Source organism: Mucilaginibacter daejeonensis, assembly GCF_020783335.1.
Taxonomy (GTDB): domain Bacteria; phylum Bacteroidota; class Bacteroidia; order Sphingobacteriales; family Sphingobacteriaceae; genus Mucilaginibacter; species Mucilaginibacter daejeonensis.
Genome location: NZ_CP086068.1, coordinates 230,714 through 251,150, shown reverse-complemented (window position 1 = coordinate 251,150; position 20,437 = coordinate 230,714). Strand labels below are relative to the sequence as shown.

The following is a 20,437-nucleotide window of genomic DNA, read 5'->3' as shown; positions in this document are numbered from 1 at the left end:
AAGCTTTGCCCTAATTTAGCATTCCTGACCTAACATTTAAAGTAAAACCAATGCTCAAGAACTTACTCGTTGCCCTGTTGTGCCTGGGCACTATTCATGCTCATGCCGATACCATACGTACCGATGTACTGGTGATCGGCGGCACTGCCAGCGGTACCTCGGCCGCCTTGCAGTGCGCACGCAGTAAGGTCAAGACCATTTTGGTTGAGCCCGGCGCCTGGCTGGGCGGCGAAATGACATCGGGTGCTATGTGCATCATGGATGCCAACCGCAACCTGCCCGCAGGCATATTTGGCGAGTTCCGCAAAAAAGTGCGCGAGTTTTATGCTAAAACACCAGGGTTCGACACCACCGCCAACGCGGTACTTAAATTTGAGCCTTATACCGGTGCGGCCATTTTAAAAAAAATGACCGACACCGTGAAGAACCTTACCCTCAAGCTGAACACCCCCTTTACCAGTGTTAAAAAGAACGGCACCGGTTGGATGGTCACCATTAAAGAGAACGGTAAGATCAATACCATTAAAGCACAGATCCTGATCGATGCCACCCCCACCGGCGATGCGGCCGCTATGGCTGGCGCCACTTTTACCTCGGGTTTTGAAAGCCGTAAGGACACTGGCGAACAACTGGCCCCGGAGAACGCCATCCCCGTAACGCAGGACATTACCTGGTGCGCGATCCTGAAAGACTTTGGCAAAGCTGTCGACAAGACCATTGCCCGCCCCGAAGGTTACAACGAGGAACTTTACGCCGGCCTTAAAGGCAAGGACCTGCTGAAGATGGTATTGGGCGGAAAGCTTTATAACGATAAATACATGATCAAGTGGGGCGAGTGGGGCAACTCGTTCAAGTCGTCGCCCGAGTTGCTTGACCCAAAGAACCGCGAGCAGTATTATAAGGAGACCCGACTCAAGGTGTTAGGGCTGGTCTATTTTATACAGACCACCGGCGGGTTAAAGAACTTTGGTCTATCGGATGAATTCGGTACGCCCGACCAGTTGCCGCCCATCCCTTACATGCGCGAGTATCGCCGCGCCAAAGGCGAGGTGCGCATGGTGCTGGATGACATCTTTACCCCTTACGCCCGCAACTCTAAATTATACCGCACCTCTATTGCCGTTGGCGATGCCTCACCCGGTCAACATTTTGTGGACAAACGCGGACCGCAAACACCTTATCCGCCCTTCCCGGCGTATAGCATTGCGCTGGGCAGCGTAGTGGTAAAAGATCTGGAGAATTTATTGGTGACCGAAAAGAGTTTATCGACCTCGCACCTTGTGAGCGCCAGCGCCTTTTACCCTTCAGTACAAATGGTATTGGGCCAGGGCGCCGGATGCGTGGCCGCCTACTGTGCCTTTTACAAGACCACTACCAAACACCTCAACGTGCGCAGCATACAGGGCGAGTTGCTCGACTTTAAAGGCTACCTGATGCCTTTCAGTGATGTGCCGCTATCTGACCGTAACTTCCGCGCCATACAGCAGGTGAGCGCCACCGGCATGTTGCAGGGCGTACAAAAAGTGACCGGCAAAACGGCCGCCGTACTGTTCAGACCCGATAGCCTGGTGAGCACCGCCGAAGTGGAGCCCGTAATCCGCGAGATATACACCCGCGCGTTCATCTGGTTCAATAAGAACAAACCCGGAGCTCAGTTCACCTTGGGCAACCTGCTCTCCTTCATCAGCGAGATCACCCTCACCGAACCCAAAGTACTGCAAGGCAACATCCAAAAACAATGGAAGGATGTATACAAGTTCACCGGCACCTATGACCTGACCCGCCCCATTACCCGACGCGAATTTGCCGTGCTGACCAACAAGTTCCTAAACCCATTTGCCCGCACGGTAGATCTGACGGGTAAGTTGGTGAATTGAGGGAAGATCAGTTGTCATGCCGATGCATATCGGCATCTCTCTTGCAAAGTAATGGATCAGACCTGGTGACCATCCTCACCGTCTACCTATCCGTGGGATGCCGAAACAAGTTCGGCATGACGGGGTGGTAGGTAGAATAAAAAAGTGGTCATGCCGATGCATATCGGCATCTCTCATGCAAGGTAACTATCAACACTTTGTGACCAGCCAAACGGTCAACCTATCGAAACAAGTTCGGCATGACGGGCTGGGCTGGAACATATCACATAAACCTAAAATCAATATCATGCTCTTCAAGCAAGGCCACGTTTATATCATGTCAAACCAGTACCGAACGACATTTTATATCGGAGTTACAGCAGATCTGCGGTCAAGGGTTTGGCAGCATATTAATGGTGAAGGTTCGGCCTTTGTGAAACGATACCAACTGCATGATCTGCTTTACTATGAATATCATGAACGCATCACCGATGCCATCGACCGCGAGAAGCAACTTAAGAACTGGCACCGCGACTGGAAGATCAAGCTGATCCAGGAAATGAATCCGGAGATGAGGAATCTAAAGGGCGACCTGGATTTACCCTGAAATGATTGCCCCCGTCATGCCGATGAATATCGGCATCTCTCATGCAAGTGACGAATAACGCTGACTGACCGAGCTCGCCGTCCACCTATCCGTGGGATGCCGAAACAAGTTCGGCATGACGGTCTGAGACGAAAGGGACAAAACCCACCACGTCATGCCGATGAATATCGGCATCTCTCATGCAAGGTAACGAACCATACATTGTAACCAACTAACCGCACTGTCCACCTGTCCGTGGGATGCCGAAACAAGTTCGGCATGACGGGTTGGAGAGGTAGGTAATAGCAAAAAAAAAACGAACGCCCCGCTCTCGGGTGAGGCGGGGCGTTCAGGAGAATATGGTTCGGATGAAGGAGGATCAGAGTTTGATCTCTTCGTCTTTAGCGTTCAAAAAGCGGAACTCCGTTAATTGGTAGCTCGGGTTCGCTTTTACCTTGATCCATTGGTTATACTTAAAGTACCACTTGATCTGGCGGCTGATAAGCCCTTTTTTAATATACGCCTCGATGTACGGATGTACACAGAGGGTGATCTTTTTCTCATTCTGCTCAACAAGGATGTAATTGAAGTTATTTTCAATATCATCCAAAAGCAGGATGCTGGGGCGAATGACCCCGGTACCATGGCAGCTTGGACAAACCTCGCTGGTCACGATATTCATTTCAGGCCTTACCCGCTGGCGGGTGATCTGTACCAACCCGAACTTGCTGGGCGGCAATATGGTATGCTTGGCCCTGTCGTGCGCCATTTGCTCACGCAAAAAGTCGAACAGTTCTTTACGGTTGGTAGGCTTGTGCATGTCAATAAAGTCTACCACAACGATGCCGCCCATATCGCGTAAACGCAGCTGCCTGGCGATCTCGCGTGCGGCCTCTTTGTTCACTTGCAGGGCATTGTCTTCCTGGTTCTCTTTATTGGCTGTGCGGTTACCGCTGTTCACGTCTATCACGTGTAACGCTTCGGTATGCTCTATTACCAGGTATGCTCCACCGGCCAGGTTAACGGTCTTGCCGAAGGCAGATTTGATCTGCTTTTCGATACCGTAATGCTCAAATATCGGGTCGCGGTGCTTATGCAGCCTCACGATATTCTCCAGATCAGGCGATATGTCATGCACATACGAACGGATCTCTTCAAAAATAGAAGGCTCGTTCACGTGAATGTGCTGAAAATCGGCGTTCAGGATATCGCGCAACAAGGTCGACGTTCTGTCGATCTCGCCCAATATCTTTTTTGACGGATCGGTGGCCGGCATGCGTGTCATGAAGGCTTCCCACTTGGATATCAGATCCAGCAGGTCCTTCTGCATCTCGGTAACACCTTTGCCCTCTGATACGGTACGGATGATCACCCCGAAATTGGCCGGTTTAATGCTCTCCACTATCTTGCGCAAGCGCGTACGCTCTGTGTTGCTCTTTATCTTTTTGGAGATAGAGATCGTTTCAGAGAAGGGCACTAACACTACATAGCGGCCGGCGATGGACAGATCTGAACTCAGCCTCGGGCCTTTGGTTGAGATAGGCTCTTTGGCTATTTGCACCGGTATGAGCTGATTTTTGGTCAACACTTCAGATATCTTACCTGATTTGTTGATATCAGCTTCCAGTTTCAGATCATCCAGCAATTTGGACCGATAACTTCCTCCACGTACCTGTTTGGTCAATTTGAGCAGGCTTTGCACTTGCGGACCAAGGTCCAGGTAGTGCAAAAAAGCATCCTTCTCGTAGCCTACATCAATAAAGGCCGCATTAAGCCCGGGCATGATCTTTTTTACCCGGCCCATGTAAATATCGCCAACCGTGTAGTTGTTAGATATTTGCTCTTTATGAAGTTCTACGAGTTGTTTATCCTGTAACAGGGCAATAGTTGCCCCGTTAGGGGACGAATCGATAATTAATTCTTTTATCAACTGCTACTCCATTTCTTCAAAAAAGCGGCTTAGCGCCGCGTACGTTAGGACAAAAACAAACACAAAAAAATTTGCCTGCCACTACCGATAAGTATTGCAGGCAAAGCACCGTGGTTAACGGCTTATTTCTTTTTATGTCTGTTCTTTCTCAAACGTTTTTTGCGTTTGTGGGTGGCCATTTTATGTCTTTTACGTTTTTTACCGCTTGGCATGGTCTTAAATTTTTTAAAGGGTTAATTAATTTTTTAATTCTTTGATATAGTCATCGATGCGTTTGCCGAACGCAGGATCGGCAGGCATCAGTTCCTTACATTTTTCGTAAGCCGCAATGGCTTCCTGTTTTTGACCCAACTGCTTGTAGCTTTCGGCTAAATAGAAGTATGGCTCTATCTTGCTTTGCTTGGTGTCTTGCGCGATCATATTCTTGAAACGCTCAACAGCTTTTGGGTACTGCCCCGATTGCATGGCGAACTGACCTAAGTTAAGGTTAGCTTTCCAGTTGTTCGGGTCTTTGGCCACCACATCGCGCAGCAGCATGATGCCCTGCATAGGGCTGCCACCTTCAGGGTCGGTGATACCTAAACTGGTTTGGTTAACATAAGCTATACCCAAACCGGTCTTGGCCTCTAAGTTATCGGCCTGTACGGCCATAGCCTTTTTGAAGGAGGCAATGGCGTTGGCCACAAAGGCGGCCTGCATCGTTGTATCCTGCGAGAACTTGAAGGCATCGTTAAAACGGTTGCCTGCGTCGATCCAGTTCTCGATACCGTTAGTGGCCGTGGCCAGGTCGCGGTAGTAAAAGGCAGCTGGTGCCTGCTGGTTAGCGTCGTCCCACGCGTGGGCCAGTTCTAACTGCAGCTTTTGTTTATCGGCCGGGGTTGCGGCTTTTGCAAGCGACTGCTCCAGCTCAGTGATCTTGCCCGACAGGTCAGGCCCTACGGCCGATTTTGCCGGGTCAGAAACAGCTTTGACATCCACACTGGCCGATGCGGCCGAGGTGTTGCGGGCCTGCTGCCCTGGAGCGGTACGCTCCTCTTTAGGTTTGATCAGTCCCTTAACGGGTAACGAGAACAAATAGCCCATAAGCGCTACTACAGCAACTACTACAACTATTTGTTTACGTTTCATAATGGATTAAGCTTTTGCGGTTTTGGTCTTGTTACCGGTCCTTACTTTCTCAACAAATGTCTTTGCGGGCTTAAAGCTTGGTACAAAGTGCTCAGGTATAATGATAGCGGTATTTTTTGAGATATTACGTGCAGTTTTTTTAGCTCTCTTTTTAACAACGAAGCTGCCGAAGCCTCTTACATATACGTTCTCGCCACTAACCATAGATGTTTTTACCACCTTGAAGAACGCCTCAACAGTCTCCTGAACGTCAACTTTCTCAATGCCTGTTTTAGTCGATATTTCAGCAATAATTTCCGCCTTAGTCATATCTTTTTTGTCTTAATTATTTTTGTAAATACTTAACTGTTTTGGGGTTGCAAAAGTATAGGTTTAAATTTAAAGTTTGAAATAATTGTGCTTTTTTTTACAAAGGCCGGTAAGCTGTTACGAACATGGCAAATGCATTGTAGTTAACAGTATGCCAATTGTTTAATTTTGCGGCAAATGAATTTTGCCCACGAGCTGGTACAATGGTACCACACCCATAAACGCGACCTGCCCTGGCGCCACACCCATGATGCTTACGTGATCTGGCTTTCGGAGGTGATCTTGCAGCAAACCCGGGTAGAACAAGGCCTGCCGTACTTTAACCGTTTTTTGGCCCAGTACCCCACCGTAACACACTTTGCCAATGCCACCGAAGATGAGGTACTCAAGCTCTGGCAGGGCCTGGGCTATTATTCGCGCGGGCGTAACATGCTTAAAACAGCGCAGCTGGTGCAGGAGAAATATGACGGTGTGTTCCCTACCCGGTATGATGACCTGATCGAACTTAAAGGCATAGGCGAGTATACGGCCGCCGCCATCGCTTCCTTTTCGGCCAATGAGGCTAAGGCCGTGCTGGATGGTAATGTGTTCAGGGTGCTGGCCCGTTATTTTGGCATAGCCGAGCCGATCAACAGCCCCAAGGGCAAAAAGCTGTTCCAGCAACTGGCCAACGAGGTACTTGACCACCAAGAGCCGGGCCTGCACAACCAGGCCATGATGGAGTTCGGCGCCATGCTGTGTAAACCCCGTAACCCGGCCTGCGGAATATGCCCAGTAAGGTTAGGTTGTGAGGCCTTCAAGACCAACGCCACCACGCAATTACCGGTCAAACTCAAGACGGTCAAAGTGAAGAATAGGTGTTTTAACTATTTTTTGATCATACAGGAAGGCCGTATCTTGATGAACAAGCGTACGGGCAATGATATATGGAACGGGTTGTATGACCTACCCCTCATCGAGACCGACCACCTTATGCCGGTGCCCGAGCTGATGCGATCGGACGGGGCCATACAGCTGTTCGGTGCTGATGCTCAGGTGAATGAGGTGTTTGCCGAGCAAAAGCACATCCTTACGCACCAGCGCCTCAGCATACGTTTTATCAGGCTGCAAAATGCTCCTGCTCAGCTGTTACCCGACTGGTTCTACGCCACACAGCAGGAATTGGAGAATTTAGCTTTGCCGAAAATCATTTTTTTATTTCTAACTAATTTTTTTAAATTTGAAAACAATTCCCTCTTTTCTATCGATCACAAATGTCTGGAATAAACAAAGTAATTTTAGTAGGACACTTAGGTAAAGACCCCGATATCAGATATCTGGAAGGCAATGTTTCAGTGGTGAGTTTTCCACTGGCAACTTCTGAATCATTTAACAAAGATGGACGCAAGATCGAGCAGACCGAATGGCACAACATCGTGATGTGGCGCGGCCTGGCCGATGTGGCAGCCAAATACCTGCAAAAGGGCAAACTGGTATATATAGAAGGTAAATTACGCACCCGCTCTTTTGAGGACAAGACCGGTATTAAGAAGTACACTACCGAGGTAGTTGCCGAGAACTTTACCGTACTGGGCCGCAAAAGCGATTTTGAAGGCGACCAAAAGGCGCAGGTTCGTGCCGATGACGCCGATGCAGGTTACGACCGCAATACCGAAACGGACGATATCCCGTTCTAAGCATTTCCAATTACCAACTTAAATAAAACGAAAAGCCCTCCGATATCCGGAGGCCTTTGTTCGTTATTAGCCGTTTATTCTTTGAACTGTCATGCTGAGGTATCTCAGCATCTCACGGACAGGTAGCCTCTATAAGGTCCGCCTTTTCACTTAGCGTGTGGGATGTTGAAACAAGTTCAACATGACGGAACACTTTGCCGGCCCTTCTTTCGAAGGACCGGCAAAAGCTACTTACCTCGCTCCCGGAGGGCAATTCTCTTTCAAAAATTTGGTATATAGCGTACGTAAGTGTTCACTGGTGCCTTCGCCTTCATAAATGCCGTGTGAGCGCATAGGGTAGCTCATCAGCTGGAACTGCTTGTTGTATTTCACTAACTCGTTGATCAGCTTTTCGGCGTTGCTGTAGTGTACGTTATCATCGCCGGTACCGTGTACGTATAGCAGATTACCGCGCAGGTTCTTGGCATGGGTAACCGGCGAACCTTTGATGAAGTATGAACGGCCTTCCTCGGTGGTTGGTACGCCCATATAGCGCTCCTGGTAAATGTTATCGTACGATAGTTGCCAGCCTACTGCGGCAACGGCTATACCGGTCTTGTAAATATCAGGATACTGAAACATCAGGTTAAGGGTCGATGAACCACCACCGCTCCAGCCCCAAACGGCCACGCGCGACGTATCGATAAAGCTGTGCTGGCTAAACAGTTGCTTAGCCGCCATGGCCTGGTCACGTACGTTCAGGATACCGATGTTGCGGTAAATGGCCTTGCGCCACTCACGGCCCTTAGGCACCGGTGCGCCTCGGTTATCCATCGATACGTAAATGTAGCCATCGGCCGCCATGCTGCCGGCATACTCGCGGTTGCGGCCTGCGCCGTAAACGTCAGCTGCGGTTTGCGAGGCCGGTTCGCCATACACGTAAAATACGATCGGGTATTTCTTGCTTGGGTCAAAGTTGTCGGGCTTCATCATCCAGCCGTCCATCTTCACACCGTCAGCAGTGGTCACGGTGAAAAATTCAGGTTTGTTCTTCACACTGGCCGGGTCTACCTTAATGGCGGTAGGCTTACCGTCAAGCGGTTTGTGCGCCGGCAGGCCAATGGTCTCGCGCGCAGGCATGGTATAGCTGTTATTGAACGAGTGGATGGCCACCAGTCCGTTAGGCGAAATATCATAACGGTGAGTGCCGGGCTGATCAGCAGGCGAAACCCGCTCAGCAGTGCCACCACCGATATTAACGCGGTACAGATAGCGCTGCGCGGCATTGGTAGGCGATGCCATGAAATAGATGAAGCCATTGGTCTCATCGATCAGGTTCAGGCTCACCACATCGTAGTTGCCTTTGGTCAGCAGTTTTTCTTTACCAAAGCGGTCAATGGCGTAAGCATGGCGCCAGCCGTCCTTTTCGCTCAGCCACACAAAACGCTTGCCTTTTTCGATCCACTCCCACTCACCTACATCGATCCAGGCCTTATCATTTTCCTGGTACAGTACCCGCGAGGCATTGCTCGATATATTGCAGATGAACAGTTTGCTTTCGTTCTGCGCACGGTTGAGCTGTTGAAGCATCAGCTCGTTGCTGTTACCCGCCCACTCCATGCGGGGTATGTAGTGCTGCACAGCATCACCCGGTACGTTAATGTTGGTGATCTTACCATTATCCACATTCACGACCTTGATCCTGCATGATGACGGGTCGGTGCCGGCTACCGGGTACTCTACCGGTACGGTGAACGAGTAAGCCGAATCGGTAGTGTTCAGCATCAGGTAATTGCGGATCTTCCTGGCATCGATCTGCCAGTAAGCGATGTTACGGCTATCGGGCGACCAGCGGAAACCGTCACGGCAATCAAATTCCTCTTCATAAGCCCAATCGAACGTGCCGTTAATGATGCGGCTGGTACCATCGGTAGTAAGGGGTTTGATCGTGCCTGATGCCAGGTCCTCCATGTACAGGTTATGCTCACTCACGTAAGCGGCCTTGGTACCATCGGGCGATATTTTGGCGAACATGAGCGATGACTCGGGCTTACCCTTACCGATCTGCTTCAGTGTTTTGCCGGCCATATCATACACCCAGTAATCGCCGCGGGTGTTGTAACGCCAAACACGCTTGGTGTTGGTAAAGATGAGCACCTTTTGGCGATCATCTGAAAATGAGAACGAACTTACCTGTAACGCGGCCTTGCCCGGCGGCGTTAAGGCCGCACGATCGGCGATCACGTTCTTCTTTTCTTTATCGCGGATGTCGAGCTCCGTAATGGCGCCATTTTGCAGGGCATAGTAGTGGTAACCGTCCTTTGCCCACTGTAAACCGCCCCCTTGTGCACGTACGGTACTGTTGCTCAGTGCCATAACGCCTAACAATAACGCACTTAAAACCGGGCGATAAAATTTGATGTTCATATAAAAAAACTGTTTAAAATTGTAGTGGCCACATGGCATAATGAGGCCGCAAAAACTGCGTTAAAATAATAATTACATCTCACACCCTTACTGCGGTAAAATGAAAAAGATACTTCTGCTGATCATCGGCTGTTCGGCCCTGTCATTCGCTCATGCACAAAAGGTCAACCGCAGTAAATTCATTACCGATAGTCTTGACAATTACATTAACCGCGCTCTTACCAACTGGCGGGTACCGGGTGCGGCGGTTTGCGTGATCAAAGATGGCCGCATCATTTTACGCCGGGGCTACGGCATTAAAGAGCTGGGCCTGGCCAACAAGGTAGATGAGAATACCCTATTCATGATCGGCAGCAACACCAAGGCCTTCACCGCTACCGCAGTGGCCACCTTACAGTCCCAAGGCAAACTATCGTTAGATGATAAGGTGACCAAGTACCTGCCCGACTTTAAGCTGGACAATAAACAGGTGACCGATATGGTGACCGTGCGCGATCTGCTGTGCCACCGCATAGGCTTTGGCACCTTTCAGGGTGATTTTACTTACTGGACCAGCGACCTTACCCGTAAACAGATCATTGAAAAGATGGCTCGCGTGAAGGCCCTGTACCCCTTCCGCAGCCGCTGGGGTTATACCAATGCCGCATTTTTGACCGCCGGCGAGGTGATCCAGGATGTGACCAAAAAGCCCTGGGAGCAATACATCAAAGAGACCCTACTGGCACCGCTGGGCATGAGCAGTACGCTTACCCTGTCCAAAGAACTGTCGACCTCATTTAACCGGTCGGCCGCGCATACCTACATCGATGGGCGGCTGGCGGCTATACCCTACCCGCAGATCGATAACCTGGCGCCCGCAGGCAGCATGAGCTCATCGGCCGCTGATATGGGCAAGTGGGTATTGGCTTTATTAGATAACGGCAAGGTAGGCCCTAAACAGGTGATCCCGGCCTCAGCGATCAGAGCCACGCGCCAGCCACAGATCCTGGTAGGTACCGAAGACGATGGCGGATTTAACGCATACGGCTTAGGCTGGTTCCTGCGCGGGTACGAAGGGCACCGCCTGATCACCCATACTGGCGGTGTGAACGGCTTCGTATCATCGGTAACACTGGTACCTGATCAGAATTTGGGCATCGTGATCTTAACCAACAGTGATCAGAATGACCTGATCGAGACCATTAACATGGACATTATTGACAGCTACCTCAAAATGCCGTTCCGTAACCGCAGTGATGCCTCACTGGCACAATTCAAGGCCAGCCAACAAAAACAACTGCAAAAGGAAAAGGCCTGGCGCGACAGTACCGCTTTGAACCTGCGCCCCGCCCTGAGCCTGAACGACTATACCGGCAGGTACAACAATGAGCTGTATGGCAACATCACCATCACTAAAGGCGAGGCCAATGACCTGGAGATCCGTTTCGAGCATCATCCTAAAATGTTCGCGCGTTTGCAGCCGCTGGGTGGCAACCGTTTTTATACCACCTTCTCTGACCCGATATTTGGCCGCGAGGTGTTGCCTTTTACAGTGGAGAACGGCAAGGTAACGGCCCTGCAATTCAAGGTGGCTGACTTTGTGGAGTACACCCCGTACGAGTTCCGTAAAAAATAGTAGCGGAAATCGAGGCTTTCCCTGTCACGTTCTTAATTGGACGGTGTCTTTTGGGTATATTCATACCCGAACATGAGGTTTATCACTTTACTTTTTGCGCTGTTGTTGATGAATCGCGCTGGCTTTGCCCAGGCGCTCACCAAGGCCGACTACCTGGCAGACCTACAATATTTGAAAGATACGTTGCCTAAAAGGCACATCAACCTGTTCGCCAAGATCAGCAAGCAGGCTTTTGATCAAAAGATAGATGACCTGAAGGCGAACCTTCAGCAACCGGACCCCGAAAGCTTTACCACCTCGTTATACGCCCTCATGGTGGCCATCGGTGATGAGCATACCCACATTGAGCCGGTGTTCACCAAAGTGCTGCCGTTAAAGTTCAGCACCTTTGCCGAAGGGATATTTGTGACCGCTACCGACCAAGCCAACAGCAGCATACTGCTATACCAGTTAAAAGGCATTAACGGCCACCCTACCGACGATATCATCAAGCGCTGCCGCACCATTGTGCAAAATACTAATCCATCATTATTTGAAGTGGGGTTGACCAGCTGCTTGAACAACCCGGCCGTGCTGAAGGGTTTAGGCATCATCAACACCATACAAGAAGCTAAATTTGAGCTGGCGGCACCTAATGGAAAGGTGATAGAGCAGATCGTTACCTCGGCCGATGCCAAAAGCAGCGCCGAACTGGCCCTTAACGGCCCGGAGACAGGCATGCTGTCGCTCAAAAAGAACGGCAACTACTGGTACGCGTATGACGCTGCCAAACATACCCTCTACGTGAACTATAACCGCTGTGCCGAACAAGAAGGCAAACCATTCGAAGCGTTCAATAAGGAACTTTTTGAAGTTATCAGTAAGGAAAAACCGGCACGCATAGTACTTGACCTACGTTATAATGGCGGCGGTAATTCGGCCATATTGCAACCGTTCATTGATTCGGTAAGCGCCAGTTACCTGAACCGTAAAGACAAATTCTATGTATTGATCGGCAAGCAAACGTTTTCATCGGCCCTAATGAATGCCGTTAAGCTGAAACGCACTACGCAAGCCACGCTGATCGGTCAGCCCACCAGCGGATCAGTGAACCATTACGGAGAAGTACGAGGCTTCAGGTTGCCGCACACCAAGATGATCATCGGCTATTCGACCCGCTACTGGGAGACCTGGCCCGGATATGATGGCCCGCTTAAACCAGATGTTAACGTGACCTACTCGATCAGCAACTTCAGGAAGGGTATAGACGAGGCCCTGCTCAAAGTGAACGGTGCTTAACGCCTAATTTATTTTTTGAACGCGTTCCAGCCCTGTGCTTTCAGTTCGTGCACCTGTCCGCTTTTCGAGATCAGGTTACAGCCGGCGGCCGCCTCGGTGATGTAGCCAATGATGCTCACATCCACGTCATGTTTGATCTTGTCGTAGTCGGCCTGCTTGATGGTGAACAGCAGCTCGTAATCCTCACCACCACTCAGCGCACATACCGTAGGGTCAAGGTTGAACTCGCGGGCGGTCTCGTAGGTCATGGGGTCGATCGGGATCTTTTCCTCGTATAACTGGCAGCCTTTGTTGCTTTGTTTGCAAATGTGCAATATCTCGGAGGCCAGACCGTCAGATACGTCGATCATGGCCGTAGGCTTTACCTTAAGGTCTTTAAGTAACTGAACGATATCCTGGCGGGCCTCAGGTTTCAGCTGACGCTCGATGATGTAGTCCTTACCTTCCAGATCGGGTTGGATCTTGGGGTTCTCGAGGTAGATCAACTTTTCGCGTTCCAGCAATTGCAGGCCGGTGTAAGCACCACCCAGATCGCCCGATACGCATAGCAGGTCGCCTTCTTCGGCCGTGTTACGGTACACTACATCTTCTTCATTGGCGTAGCCCAGCACGGTCACGCTGATCACCAGCCCTTGTTTAGATGAAGTGGTATCGCCACCCACGATGTCGATCTTATATTTATCGCAGGCCAGGTAAATGCCTTCGTACAATTCCTCGATAGCTTCTAACGTGTACTTGCTCGACATGCCCAGTGACACCGTTACCTGCGCAGGGATGGCGTTCATGGCGCAAATATCGCTCAGGTTCACCTGAATGGCCTTGTAGCCGAGGTGCTTCAGCGGCGTGTAAGCCAGGTCGAAGTGGATACCTTCTAACAGCAGATCGGTAGAGATGAGCACCTTTTTACCGGCAGGATCCAGCACGGCGGCATCATCGCCCACACCCTTCAGCGTAGCGGCATGTTGCAGCTTGATATTTTTGGTCAGGTGATCGATCAGGCCAAATTCGCCTAATTGATCAAGGTTGGTGCGGTCTGCGTTGTCGAACATATCCATAGGTAAGCCTCTTTTATCGAACTGCAAAAATACAAAAGCTTGAGCTGATCAGGAAACGCTATCGTAGTTGCAGGTATCGAGCCCAAAACTCAGATCTTTTTCGTGTAACACCCCTATTTGTAACCGGTTAGAAACATTTTTATAATATATTGGGGTAATATTTAACACTGCCGCATCTTGTTAACATTTATTTAACACTGATGCCCGACATTTGTAAGCTCTTACTCAAACACTGAATAATATATGAAGATCAAACATTTACTAATTGCGGTATCACTACCCCTGCTTTTTGCCAGCTGTAAAAAAGATGATGACACCATAGTGGACGACACCCCGGTAGTGGTGGCACCTAAGCCATATGCTATCACCGAGGATTTCGAGAGTGGATCCAAAACGGCTTACGCCGCTGCCGATGCCACCCTGAGCACCGGTTCATGGAACTTTAACGATGCCTTGTTAGGCAACCTGGCCGCCGATCTGAAGAACGGCAGCAAATCGGTACGTTTGCGCACCGGCAGCATTGCCATGAACTTTGACGTTACGGGCCTGAAGACCCTGTACATCAAGCATGGCAAATATGGCAGCGATGCTAACTCTACCTGGCAGTTATTAATGTCTACCGATGGCGGTAACACCTATACCCAGGTAGGTAACGACATTAGCGAGACCAACACCACCCTGGTGACCGACTCGTTCAAGATCGCCTCTACGGTTACCAAAGTAAGGTTCCAGATCAAAAAGGCGGGTACCGCCCGTATCAATATCGACGACATCACCTTTAAAGGCACCGGCGAATCTAGCATTACCGTAGGTGGTTCAGATACTCCTGCCGGCGGCGATAACGCCGGCGGTACCGGAACGGCCACTACCCCAAGAGGCGTGACCGTTGGTGCTGACGCTCCACCAGCAAGTGGTGACAACAGCAACCTGCTGTTCGGTAACCCGTCAGTAGCCGGCTCGGTATCGGCCGAGAACTTTTTACTGGATATGGGCTATTACGTAGAATCGTACAGCAAGACCCGTGGTACTCCTAACTGGGTAAGCTGGCACTTAGACGCGACCAATACCACTAATGCTACCGGTCGTTTAGATAACTTTGCTGGCTTTAGCGGCTTGCCAGCCGGATACTTCCAGGTGCAAAGCAACAGCTACTCAGGCTCTGGTTTTGACCGTGGCCACAACTGCCCATCGGCAGATCGTACCAGCTCGGCAGATGCCAACTCGGCCACATTCCTGATGACCAACATGATCCCTCAGGCTCCTAACAACAATCAAAAGACCTGGAACAACCTGGAAGGCTACCTGCGCACGCAAGTGACCGCCGGTAACGAGGTTTACGTGATCATGGGCAGCTACGGTATCGGTGGTGTAGGCAGTGCCAGCTCATCGGTAGTGAACACTATCGCCAGCGGCAATGTGACCGTACCAAGCAACGTCTGGAAAGTAGCGGTGATCATCCCGGCCGGTAACAACGACCTGATCCGTTCGGCAACTGCCACCCGTGTGATCGCGGTGAACACCCCTAACGTGAACAGCATCGATAGCGATTGGACCAAGTACATCGTGACGGTACGTGATATCGAGAAAGCGGTAGGTAATGGCTTCAACCTGTTATCGGCTTTACCACAATCGGTACAAGATGCGGTAGAGACCAAGAAAGACGCAGGCATATAATCCAGCCCCACCCAAACCCTCCCCGGGAGGAGGGCTTTAATAAAATTGTTCCTAAAAGAAAGCGGCTGATCTTTACCAGATCAGCCGCTTTCTTTTTTATACCTATTGCCCTTTAGTCCCAGATGCCGTTCTGTTCGGTGAAGATCACGGGCTCATCGCCGGTCACCATGATGGTATGTTCGTGCTGGGCCACAAAGCCACCTTTGTTACCGATCAGCGTCCAGCCATCGGCCTGCTGATCCGCAATGGTCGACTTGGTGGAGATGAACGTTTCGATGGCCACCACCGTGTTCTTTTTGAAACGACCAATGTTGAAACGGTCGTAGTAATTAGAGATATCGTGCGGGTCCTCGTGCAGGCTGCGGCCTACGCCATGACCGGTCAGGTTTTTGATCACGGTGTACCCTTGCTTCTTAGCCTCCGTTTCGATCAGCCGGCCGATCTCGTTGATCTTGATGCCGCCTTTAATGGCCGCGATCGCTTTCTTTAGTATATCTTTCGAAGCCTCTACCAGCTTGCCATGTCCGTGAATGTCCTCCCCTAAAATGAAGGAACCGCCATTATCGGCCCAGTAACCGTTCAGTTCGGCGGATACGTCGATGTTCACCAGGTCGCCCTCCTGCAATATCATATCGGCCGACGGAATGCCATGCGCCACCACGTTGTTGATACTGATGCAGGTATAACCCGGGAAATTGTACGTCAGCTTTGGGGCCGACGCTGCGCCCAGTTCTTCCAACAGTTTACCGCCGTAATCGTCAAGCTCAAGGGTCGACATACCCGGACGGGCATATTCGCGCATCTTACGTAAGGTGATCGCGACCGCATCACTGGCCCGCTGCATCCCATCTCTCTCGTTATCGGTGGTTATTGACATAGTCGAATTTTTTAGAAGCCGCAAATATAAGGATACATCTGCTTTCAAGGGATGTTTTGCACCATACAATGCGCCGGACCTACGTTGAGGTGATGTTAATATCGATAACTACCCGTTGCTGATCATCATCAATATTGAACTTAACCTTATGCAGCTCATCAAATTTTCTATATTTTAGCCGTGTACCACACATCGCTTACGATGTAATGTAGATTATAGCTTATTTAACAAGTCGTCATAAGCATCATCTATAAAACCTCGCGGTAAATTATCATAGCCGTCAACACTAAACTGCTTTACAACCGCTCCTCTTAAGTTCGTTTCTAATTTTTGGGGAATATCGTTATCTACAATGATAATTTGTAAATCGGCCCGCCCTTCACATAGTTTTAGAAGATAATTATACATGTTAATGTATTTCGTTGGATCGTCTGCCACAATACCTTCCTTGATATCTTCAGCACTATCAGTTTCAGCTAAATATTCTGGCTTAGTTTTTCCTAAATATTTGGCAATAGTATCAATCATTAAGAATGTAGGGTGATTGGTAGGATGTGAAGCACTATTCTGTAGCAGAGCTATGAAATATCCGACTGATACAAGAGTTCTAACACCACCGGATGTTAATTGCCAGTATTCTTTGTCACGTACTTTAGGAAGAAAGCTTTTTGAATCCACAGCAACGTTATAAACATGGTTCATTTTGACAGCAGTCAAAAATTCTTTCAAATAATCTGCAATATTGTTAGTAACAAATCCGATTGTAGGCGTATTGGCCTTTAACTCTTCTAGCGATAAATTGAGTTTTTCTAACTCCAAGGCAATCTTAGCTGACCGTTTTGTAACCTCTGATAATTGATTTCTAATTTTAAGTGTATATTCAGTATGATTCAGGGCTTCTAAAAATTTGGCTTTAGCAGTTAATAACCCGTCACGCTGCGCTAAAAATGGGGATATTAATTCTTTTGTTTGGTTATCTAAAAGGTTTTTCGCTTGAGTGATTTGCTCCCTGATTTGGCCAACTTCTACTTCTAGTAAAAATACTTCATTGCGATTTTCTTCAATGATATCGGAAATGTCTTTAGAACGACGATTGATACTTCTTAGCTCATTCTCTAACAATTGAGGATTTGTATCTGAGACCTGTTTAGCCAAATTTTCATACACTAACACATTACTGCAAACTGGGCAATCCATTGTTTTTTGTGCTGGTGGGAGAGTTTCGGAAAGATGGATAGACGTTTTTAACTTCTGAATATCTTGAGCGTAATCGTTTTTTAGGAGAATGTTTTGACTTATTTGCCGTTTTAGATTTTCGATACGCTGAATTTTAGCGCCTACTGACTGCTGCAAATCAGCGATCATCTCTCTTAGTTCGTTGTCATTTTGGGTGCTCGCAAGCATGCTCTTGTTAATGACCTCAATCTCCGAATCGATTGCAACTAGTTTTTGCTGTATTTCAGTTTTCTCGTTCAACAGGGCTTCTTCTGTGCGTAATTGAGTTTCACGAAAGAAAGAAGCTATCGTAGTATATTTTTGATCTAACTCTTTTTTTAAACTCGTTCTTTGTGAGATTAGTCGCTGCAGTTCAGTGATATTTATATCTAGAAGGTTATGCAAGAATTTGAAAGTTTCTTGATTTTTAACAGCTACCGAAAAATTTTTCCTGTCAAGCAAATCCTTACTTCCGACATCATCCTGAGTAAGGTAATTGTACTTCAAAATATCTCTAAAACTAAGCTTAATCATTTTTGAATCAGCTTTTGATGGAGATTGCTTGGTTTCTATCTTAGGAATGCTAAGCGCGTCTAAAAAAAAGTCCGAGATAAAGCCATCATGACCTTCCTTAGCATAGTTTGGCCCATATTGTAAGGGAAAAACATCATCGATACCTTCTGTATCTGAATGAAAAACTTCTATATACCCGCTAGGCTCAAATATATTTCGCTTTATAGTGTAAACCTTTCCATTGAGATCAACTTCAAGCAGACAATATTTTCCGCTATTCTCTATCTCGTTATAAAGGTCGATGTCCGCCGATCCTAAGCAGTAATCAATAAGATTTAGTATACTAGACTTTCCAGTATCTGAGTCTCCATGTATAATGTTAAGGCCAGAACTGAAAGGAATTACATAATTTTTTCGGCTGCCAACAAGAGTGAGCTTGTTCACAATCAGTATAGGCGAACGAGATGAGTTATTTTCCATTGATATAAGGTTTAATTGCCGCCATTAATTGGCGATAGTTTAGGCTAAGTAACTGATTAATTGGATTCGAAATTTCGTGTAGACGCATAACATATTCCGTTTCAAGCCCATCCGCGAAATTTGCCCCCTCGGCGGTGATTGTATAAACGGCCTCATTGTCTTTAGTCAAATTAGCACTGGCATAACCCTGTAGTATTAAAATTTGAAGCGTAATGCTAAGGTCTCGATGAGTATAAAGACCGTTTGTATTAGGATACTCTTTGTTAATCGATGTTAGTTCTTCAGGGCGTAGAATTAACATCTTCCTACCTTGACTCTTCAATATACCGTGTAAGATATGTGGATGCCGAAGTAGGAAGTCATAAACAGCTAGCTTTTCAATAGTTAAAATCTTATTGCCGGCTTTGTTAAGTGAAAGATTTCGTAAAATCACTAGAGCCCTCGCTAACTTTGTATTTAATTCAAAGTCTGGTACAATGAAAGACAAAGCCATAACTATTGATTTTTTGATTGTTTAAAATTTTCAATCGTATCCATATCATGTCCATCTTCCCACCATATACTGTTACCAATATCATTAGCCAGCTGATGCAACATTCCTGTTTTGTGAATAAAACTAAGTGCCGAGATTGACTTCAAAATCGTTTGATCTTCACTTTGAATTTTTTCGTGAATATGGGTAATCAAATCATTGCCGTTTAGCAACTTGCCCGACGTCAATAAACCGAATGCGTTATTATAAAGACCCTCAATTAAACCATAAAGCTGTTGGAATTCATCCAGTGTTATAATATTCCTAGCCACAATTACCTTCCTGATAAATTCTGCGTTGTAAAAACTATTTTTTGCACTAGAAATATTCCTATTGTGAACATCTGCAATCAACAGTTTTAACACAAAGATTTCGTCATTATACTTATTCTCGTCGTCAAGTCTTTGAATTTTCAAAACGTCAGTTATTTCGTTATTATCCAAAAAATCCTTTAAAATTTTTACTACTGCTAAATATAGGGTTGCCTTGACAGAAGTAGGTTTAGAGATTGAGGTATGATCATCGTCCAAATGCATAACATCTTGCGCTGATAGCTCATAGCCAATAGAGCTTGTATTGGGAACGACCATATCGTATTTTCCTTGGAAATATATAGTCTTAGGAAGCTGTTCAACCGGTGTTTGAATCCATTTATTATTTAAAGCCTTAACATTTTCGCTTAAAGGCTTTAAATTTTCTAATTGTGCACTTTTATTAAGGGCATATGCAACAGATGCAAGATTAGCTCCGTCATGAGGCACAGCCAGTGACAAAAATATTTTTATCGGAGGAATATTTTTATCTCCTACAGCTTTTAGAATTGTAGCTTTTGCAATCAATCCACCCAGACTGTGTCCGATAAAAACAATACTTTTATAACCGGCGCATTTAACTTTTATTTCAGTTAAAAGAAGATCACTGATGTCGTCAACATCCAGATTCAATTTCACTTTCTTTGATGAGCCTGAAAATATTTTAGACACTATACTATTCACAACTTTTAAACTGGTAGATGTGAGAAGTTTAGAATAATAAATAAAGTCAGCGATGTCAAATTTTTTTTTGATTTCCCTATTGCCTCCAAGTAAATCACTGAAGCTTTGTCCACTTTGATTTACCCAGGTCATTTTATCGCCTGTCAAACCATGGATAAAGATTATTAGGTTCTTCCTATTTTTTCCCGTTAAAGAAAATTCAATCATGAAGTTAAGTGATAAGTGTTTAGTACATCGAAATGATTGTTAAACTTATCGAATATTTACTAGTAATGAAAACGTATTCAATAGAGCAAATCACATTTACATTGC

The 20,437-nt window shown here is 47.5% G+C and carries 16 protein-coding genes; 7 read left to right on the top strand and 9 right to left on the bottom strand.

Going from position 1 to position 20,437, the window contains the following annotated elements:
• The first annotated feature begins 50 nt into the window (after positions 1 to 50).
• Together LLH06_RS01105 and LLH06_RS01100 are read left to right on the top strand one after the other, a co-directional pair.
• Positions 51 to 1,877: an FAD-dependent oxidoreductase gene (locus LLH06_RS01105; protein WP_228171395.1), complete on the top strand. Its 1,827-nt coding sequence runs from the start codon at positions 51 to 53 to the stop codon at positions 1,875 to 1,877.
• A 286-nt stretch (positions 1,878 to 2,163) separates the two neighbouring features.
• On the top strand, positions 2,164 to 2,463 hold the full coding sequence (locus LLH06_RS01100; protein WP_228171394.1) for a GIY-YIG nuclease family protein: 300 nt from the start codon (positions 2,164 to 2,166) through the stop codon (positions 2,461 to 2,463).
• A 358-nt stretch (positions 2,464 to 2,821) separates the two neighbouring features.
• On the opposite strand, the gene LLH06_RS01095 is transcribed toward LLH06_RS01100, so the two are convergent.
• From LLH06_RS01095 to LLH06_RS01080, 3 genes are all read right to left on the bottom strand, one after another.
• Positions 2,822 to 4,372: an Rne/Rng family ribonuclease gene (locus LLH06_RS01095; protein WP_228171393.1), complete on the bottom strand. Its 1,551-nt coding sequence runs from the start codon at positions 4,370 to 4,372 to the stop codon at positions 2,822 to 2,824.
• Positions 4,373 to 4,609: 237 nt separating this feature from the next.
• A complete protein-coding gene (locus LLH06_RS01085) occupies positions 4,610 to 5,500 on the bottom strand; it encodes a tetratricopeptide repeat protein (RefSeq protein ID WP_228171392.1) in 891 nt (296 codons plus the stop codon).
• A gap of 6 nt (positions 5,501 to 5,506) precedes the next feature.
• Positions 5,507 to 5,809, bottom strand: coding sequence for an HU family DNA-binding protein (locus tag LLH06_RS01080; protein WP_228171391.1), 303 nt, complete (start codon positions 5,807 to 5,809; stop codon positions 5,507 to 5,509).
• A 177-nt stretch (positions 5,810 to 5,986) separates the two neighbouring features.
• Between LLH06_RS01080 and mutY the strand changes: the two genes are divergently transcribed.
• Both mutY and LLH06_RS01070 read left to right on the top strand, forming a co-directional pair.
• Positions 5,987 to 7,075: an A/G-specific adenine glycosylase gene (gene mutY, locus LLH06_RS01075; protein WP_228171390.1), complete on the top strand. Its 1,089-nt coding sequence runs from the start codon at positions 5,987 to 5,989 to the stop codon at positions 7,073 to 7,075.
• Positions 7,063 to 7,485, top strand: a complete 423-nt coding sequence (locus LLH06_RS01070; protein ID WP_228171389.1) for a single-stranded DNA-binding protein — start codon at positions 7,063 to 7,065, stop codon at positions 7,483 to 7,485. Before mutY ends, LLH06_RS01070 begins: the two co-directional genes overlap by 13 nt.
• A gap of 231 nt (positions 7,486 to 7,716) precedes the next feature.
• Here the strand turns inward: LLH06_RS01070 and LLH06_RS01065 are convergent, their stop codons facing one another.
• Positions 7,717 to 9,891, bottom strand: a complete 2,175-nt coding sequence (locus LLH06_RS01065; RefSeq protein ID WP_228171388.1) for a S9 family peptidase — start codon at positions 9,889 to 9,891, stop codon at positions 7,717 to 7,719.
• A 100-nt stretch (positions 9,892 to 9,991) separates the two neighbouring features.
• Here LLH06_RS01065 and LLH06_RS01060 point away from each other — a divergent pair, with 100 nt between their 5' ends.
• Positions 9,992 to 11,506 carry a serine hydrolase gene (locus tag LLH06_RS01060; protein ID WP_228171387.1) on the top strand — a complete coding sequence of 505 codons (1,515 nt, stop codon included), beginning with the start codon at positions 9,992 to 9,994 and terminating at the stop codon, positions 11,504 to 11,506.
• A 72-nt stretch (positions 11,507 to 11,578) separates the two neighbouring features.
• A complete protein-coding gene (locus LLH06_RS01055) occupies positions 11,579 to 12,784 on the top strand; it encodes a S41 family peptidase (protein ID WP_228171386.1) in 1,206 nt (401 codons plus the stop codon).
• Positions 12,785 to 12,792: 8 nt separating this feature from the next.
• On the opposite strand, the gene thiL is transcribed toward LLH06_RS01055, so the two are convergent.
• Entirely contained in the window at positions 12,793 to 13,833 is a 1,041-nt protein-coding gene (thiL, locus tag LLH06_RS01050; RefSeq protein ID WP_228171385.1) for a thiamine-phosphate kinase, read from the bottom strand.
• A gap of 249 nt (positions 13,834 to 14,082) precedes the next feature.
• On the opposite strand from thiL, the gene LLH06_RS01045 reads away from it, so the two are divergent.
• On the top strand, positions 14,083 to 15,513 hold the full coding sequence (locus tag LLH06_RS01045) for a DNA/RNA non-specific endonuclease (protein WP_228171384.1): 1,431 nt from the start codon (positions 14,083 to 14,085) through the stop codon (positions 15,511 to 15,513).
• Between the two features lie 112 nt (positions 15,514 to 15,625).
• On the opposite strand, the gene map is transcribed toward LLH06_RS01045, so the two are convergent.
• The 4 genes from map to LLH06_RS01025 form a co-directional block, all read right to left on the bottom strand.
• Positions 15,626 to 16,390 carry a type I methionyl aminopeptidase gene (map, locus tag LLH06_RS01040; protein ID WP_228171383.1) on the bottom strand — a complete coding sequence of 255 codons (765 nt, stop codon included), beginning with the start codon at positions 16,388 to 16,390 and terminating at the stop codon, positions 15,626 to 15,628.
• Between the two features lie 213 nt (positions 16,391 to 16,603).
• Complete coding sequence (locus LLH06_RS01035) at positions 16,604 to 18,598, bottom strand: AAA family ATPase (protein WP_228171382.1); 1,995 nt, start codon at positions 18,596 to 18,598, stop codon at positions 16,604 to 16,606.
• Positions 18,588 to 19,091, bottom strand: a complete 504-nt coding sequence (locus LLH06_RS01030) for an ABC-three component system middle component 4 (protein WP_228171381.1) — start codon at positions 19,089 to 19,091, stop codon at positions 18,588 to 18,590. The genes LLH06_RS01035 and LLH06_RS01030 overlap by 11 nt, the downstream gene beginning before the upstream one ends.
• 2 nt (positions 19,092 to 19,093) lie before the next feature.
• Positions 19,094 to 20,332, bottom strand: coding sequence for an ABC-three component system protein (locus LLH06_RS01025; RefSeq protein ID WP_228171380.1), 1,239 nt, complete (start codon positions 20,330 to 20,332; stop codon positions 19,094 to 19,096).
• Positions 20,333 to 20,437 lie beyond the last annotated feature (105 nt).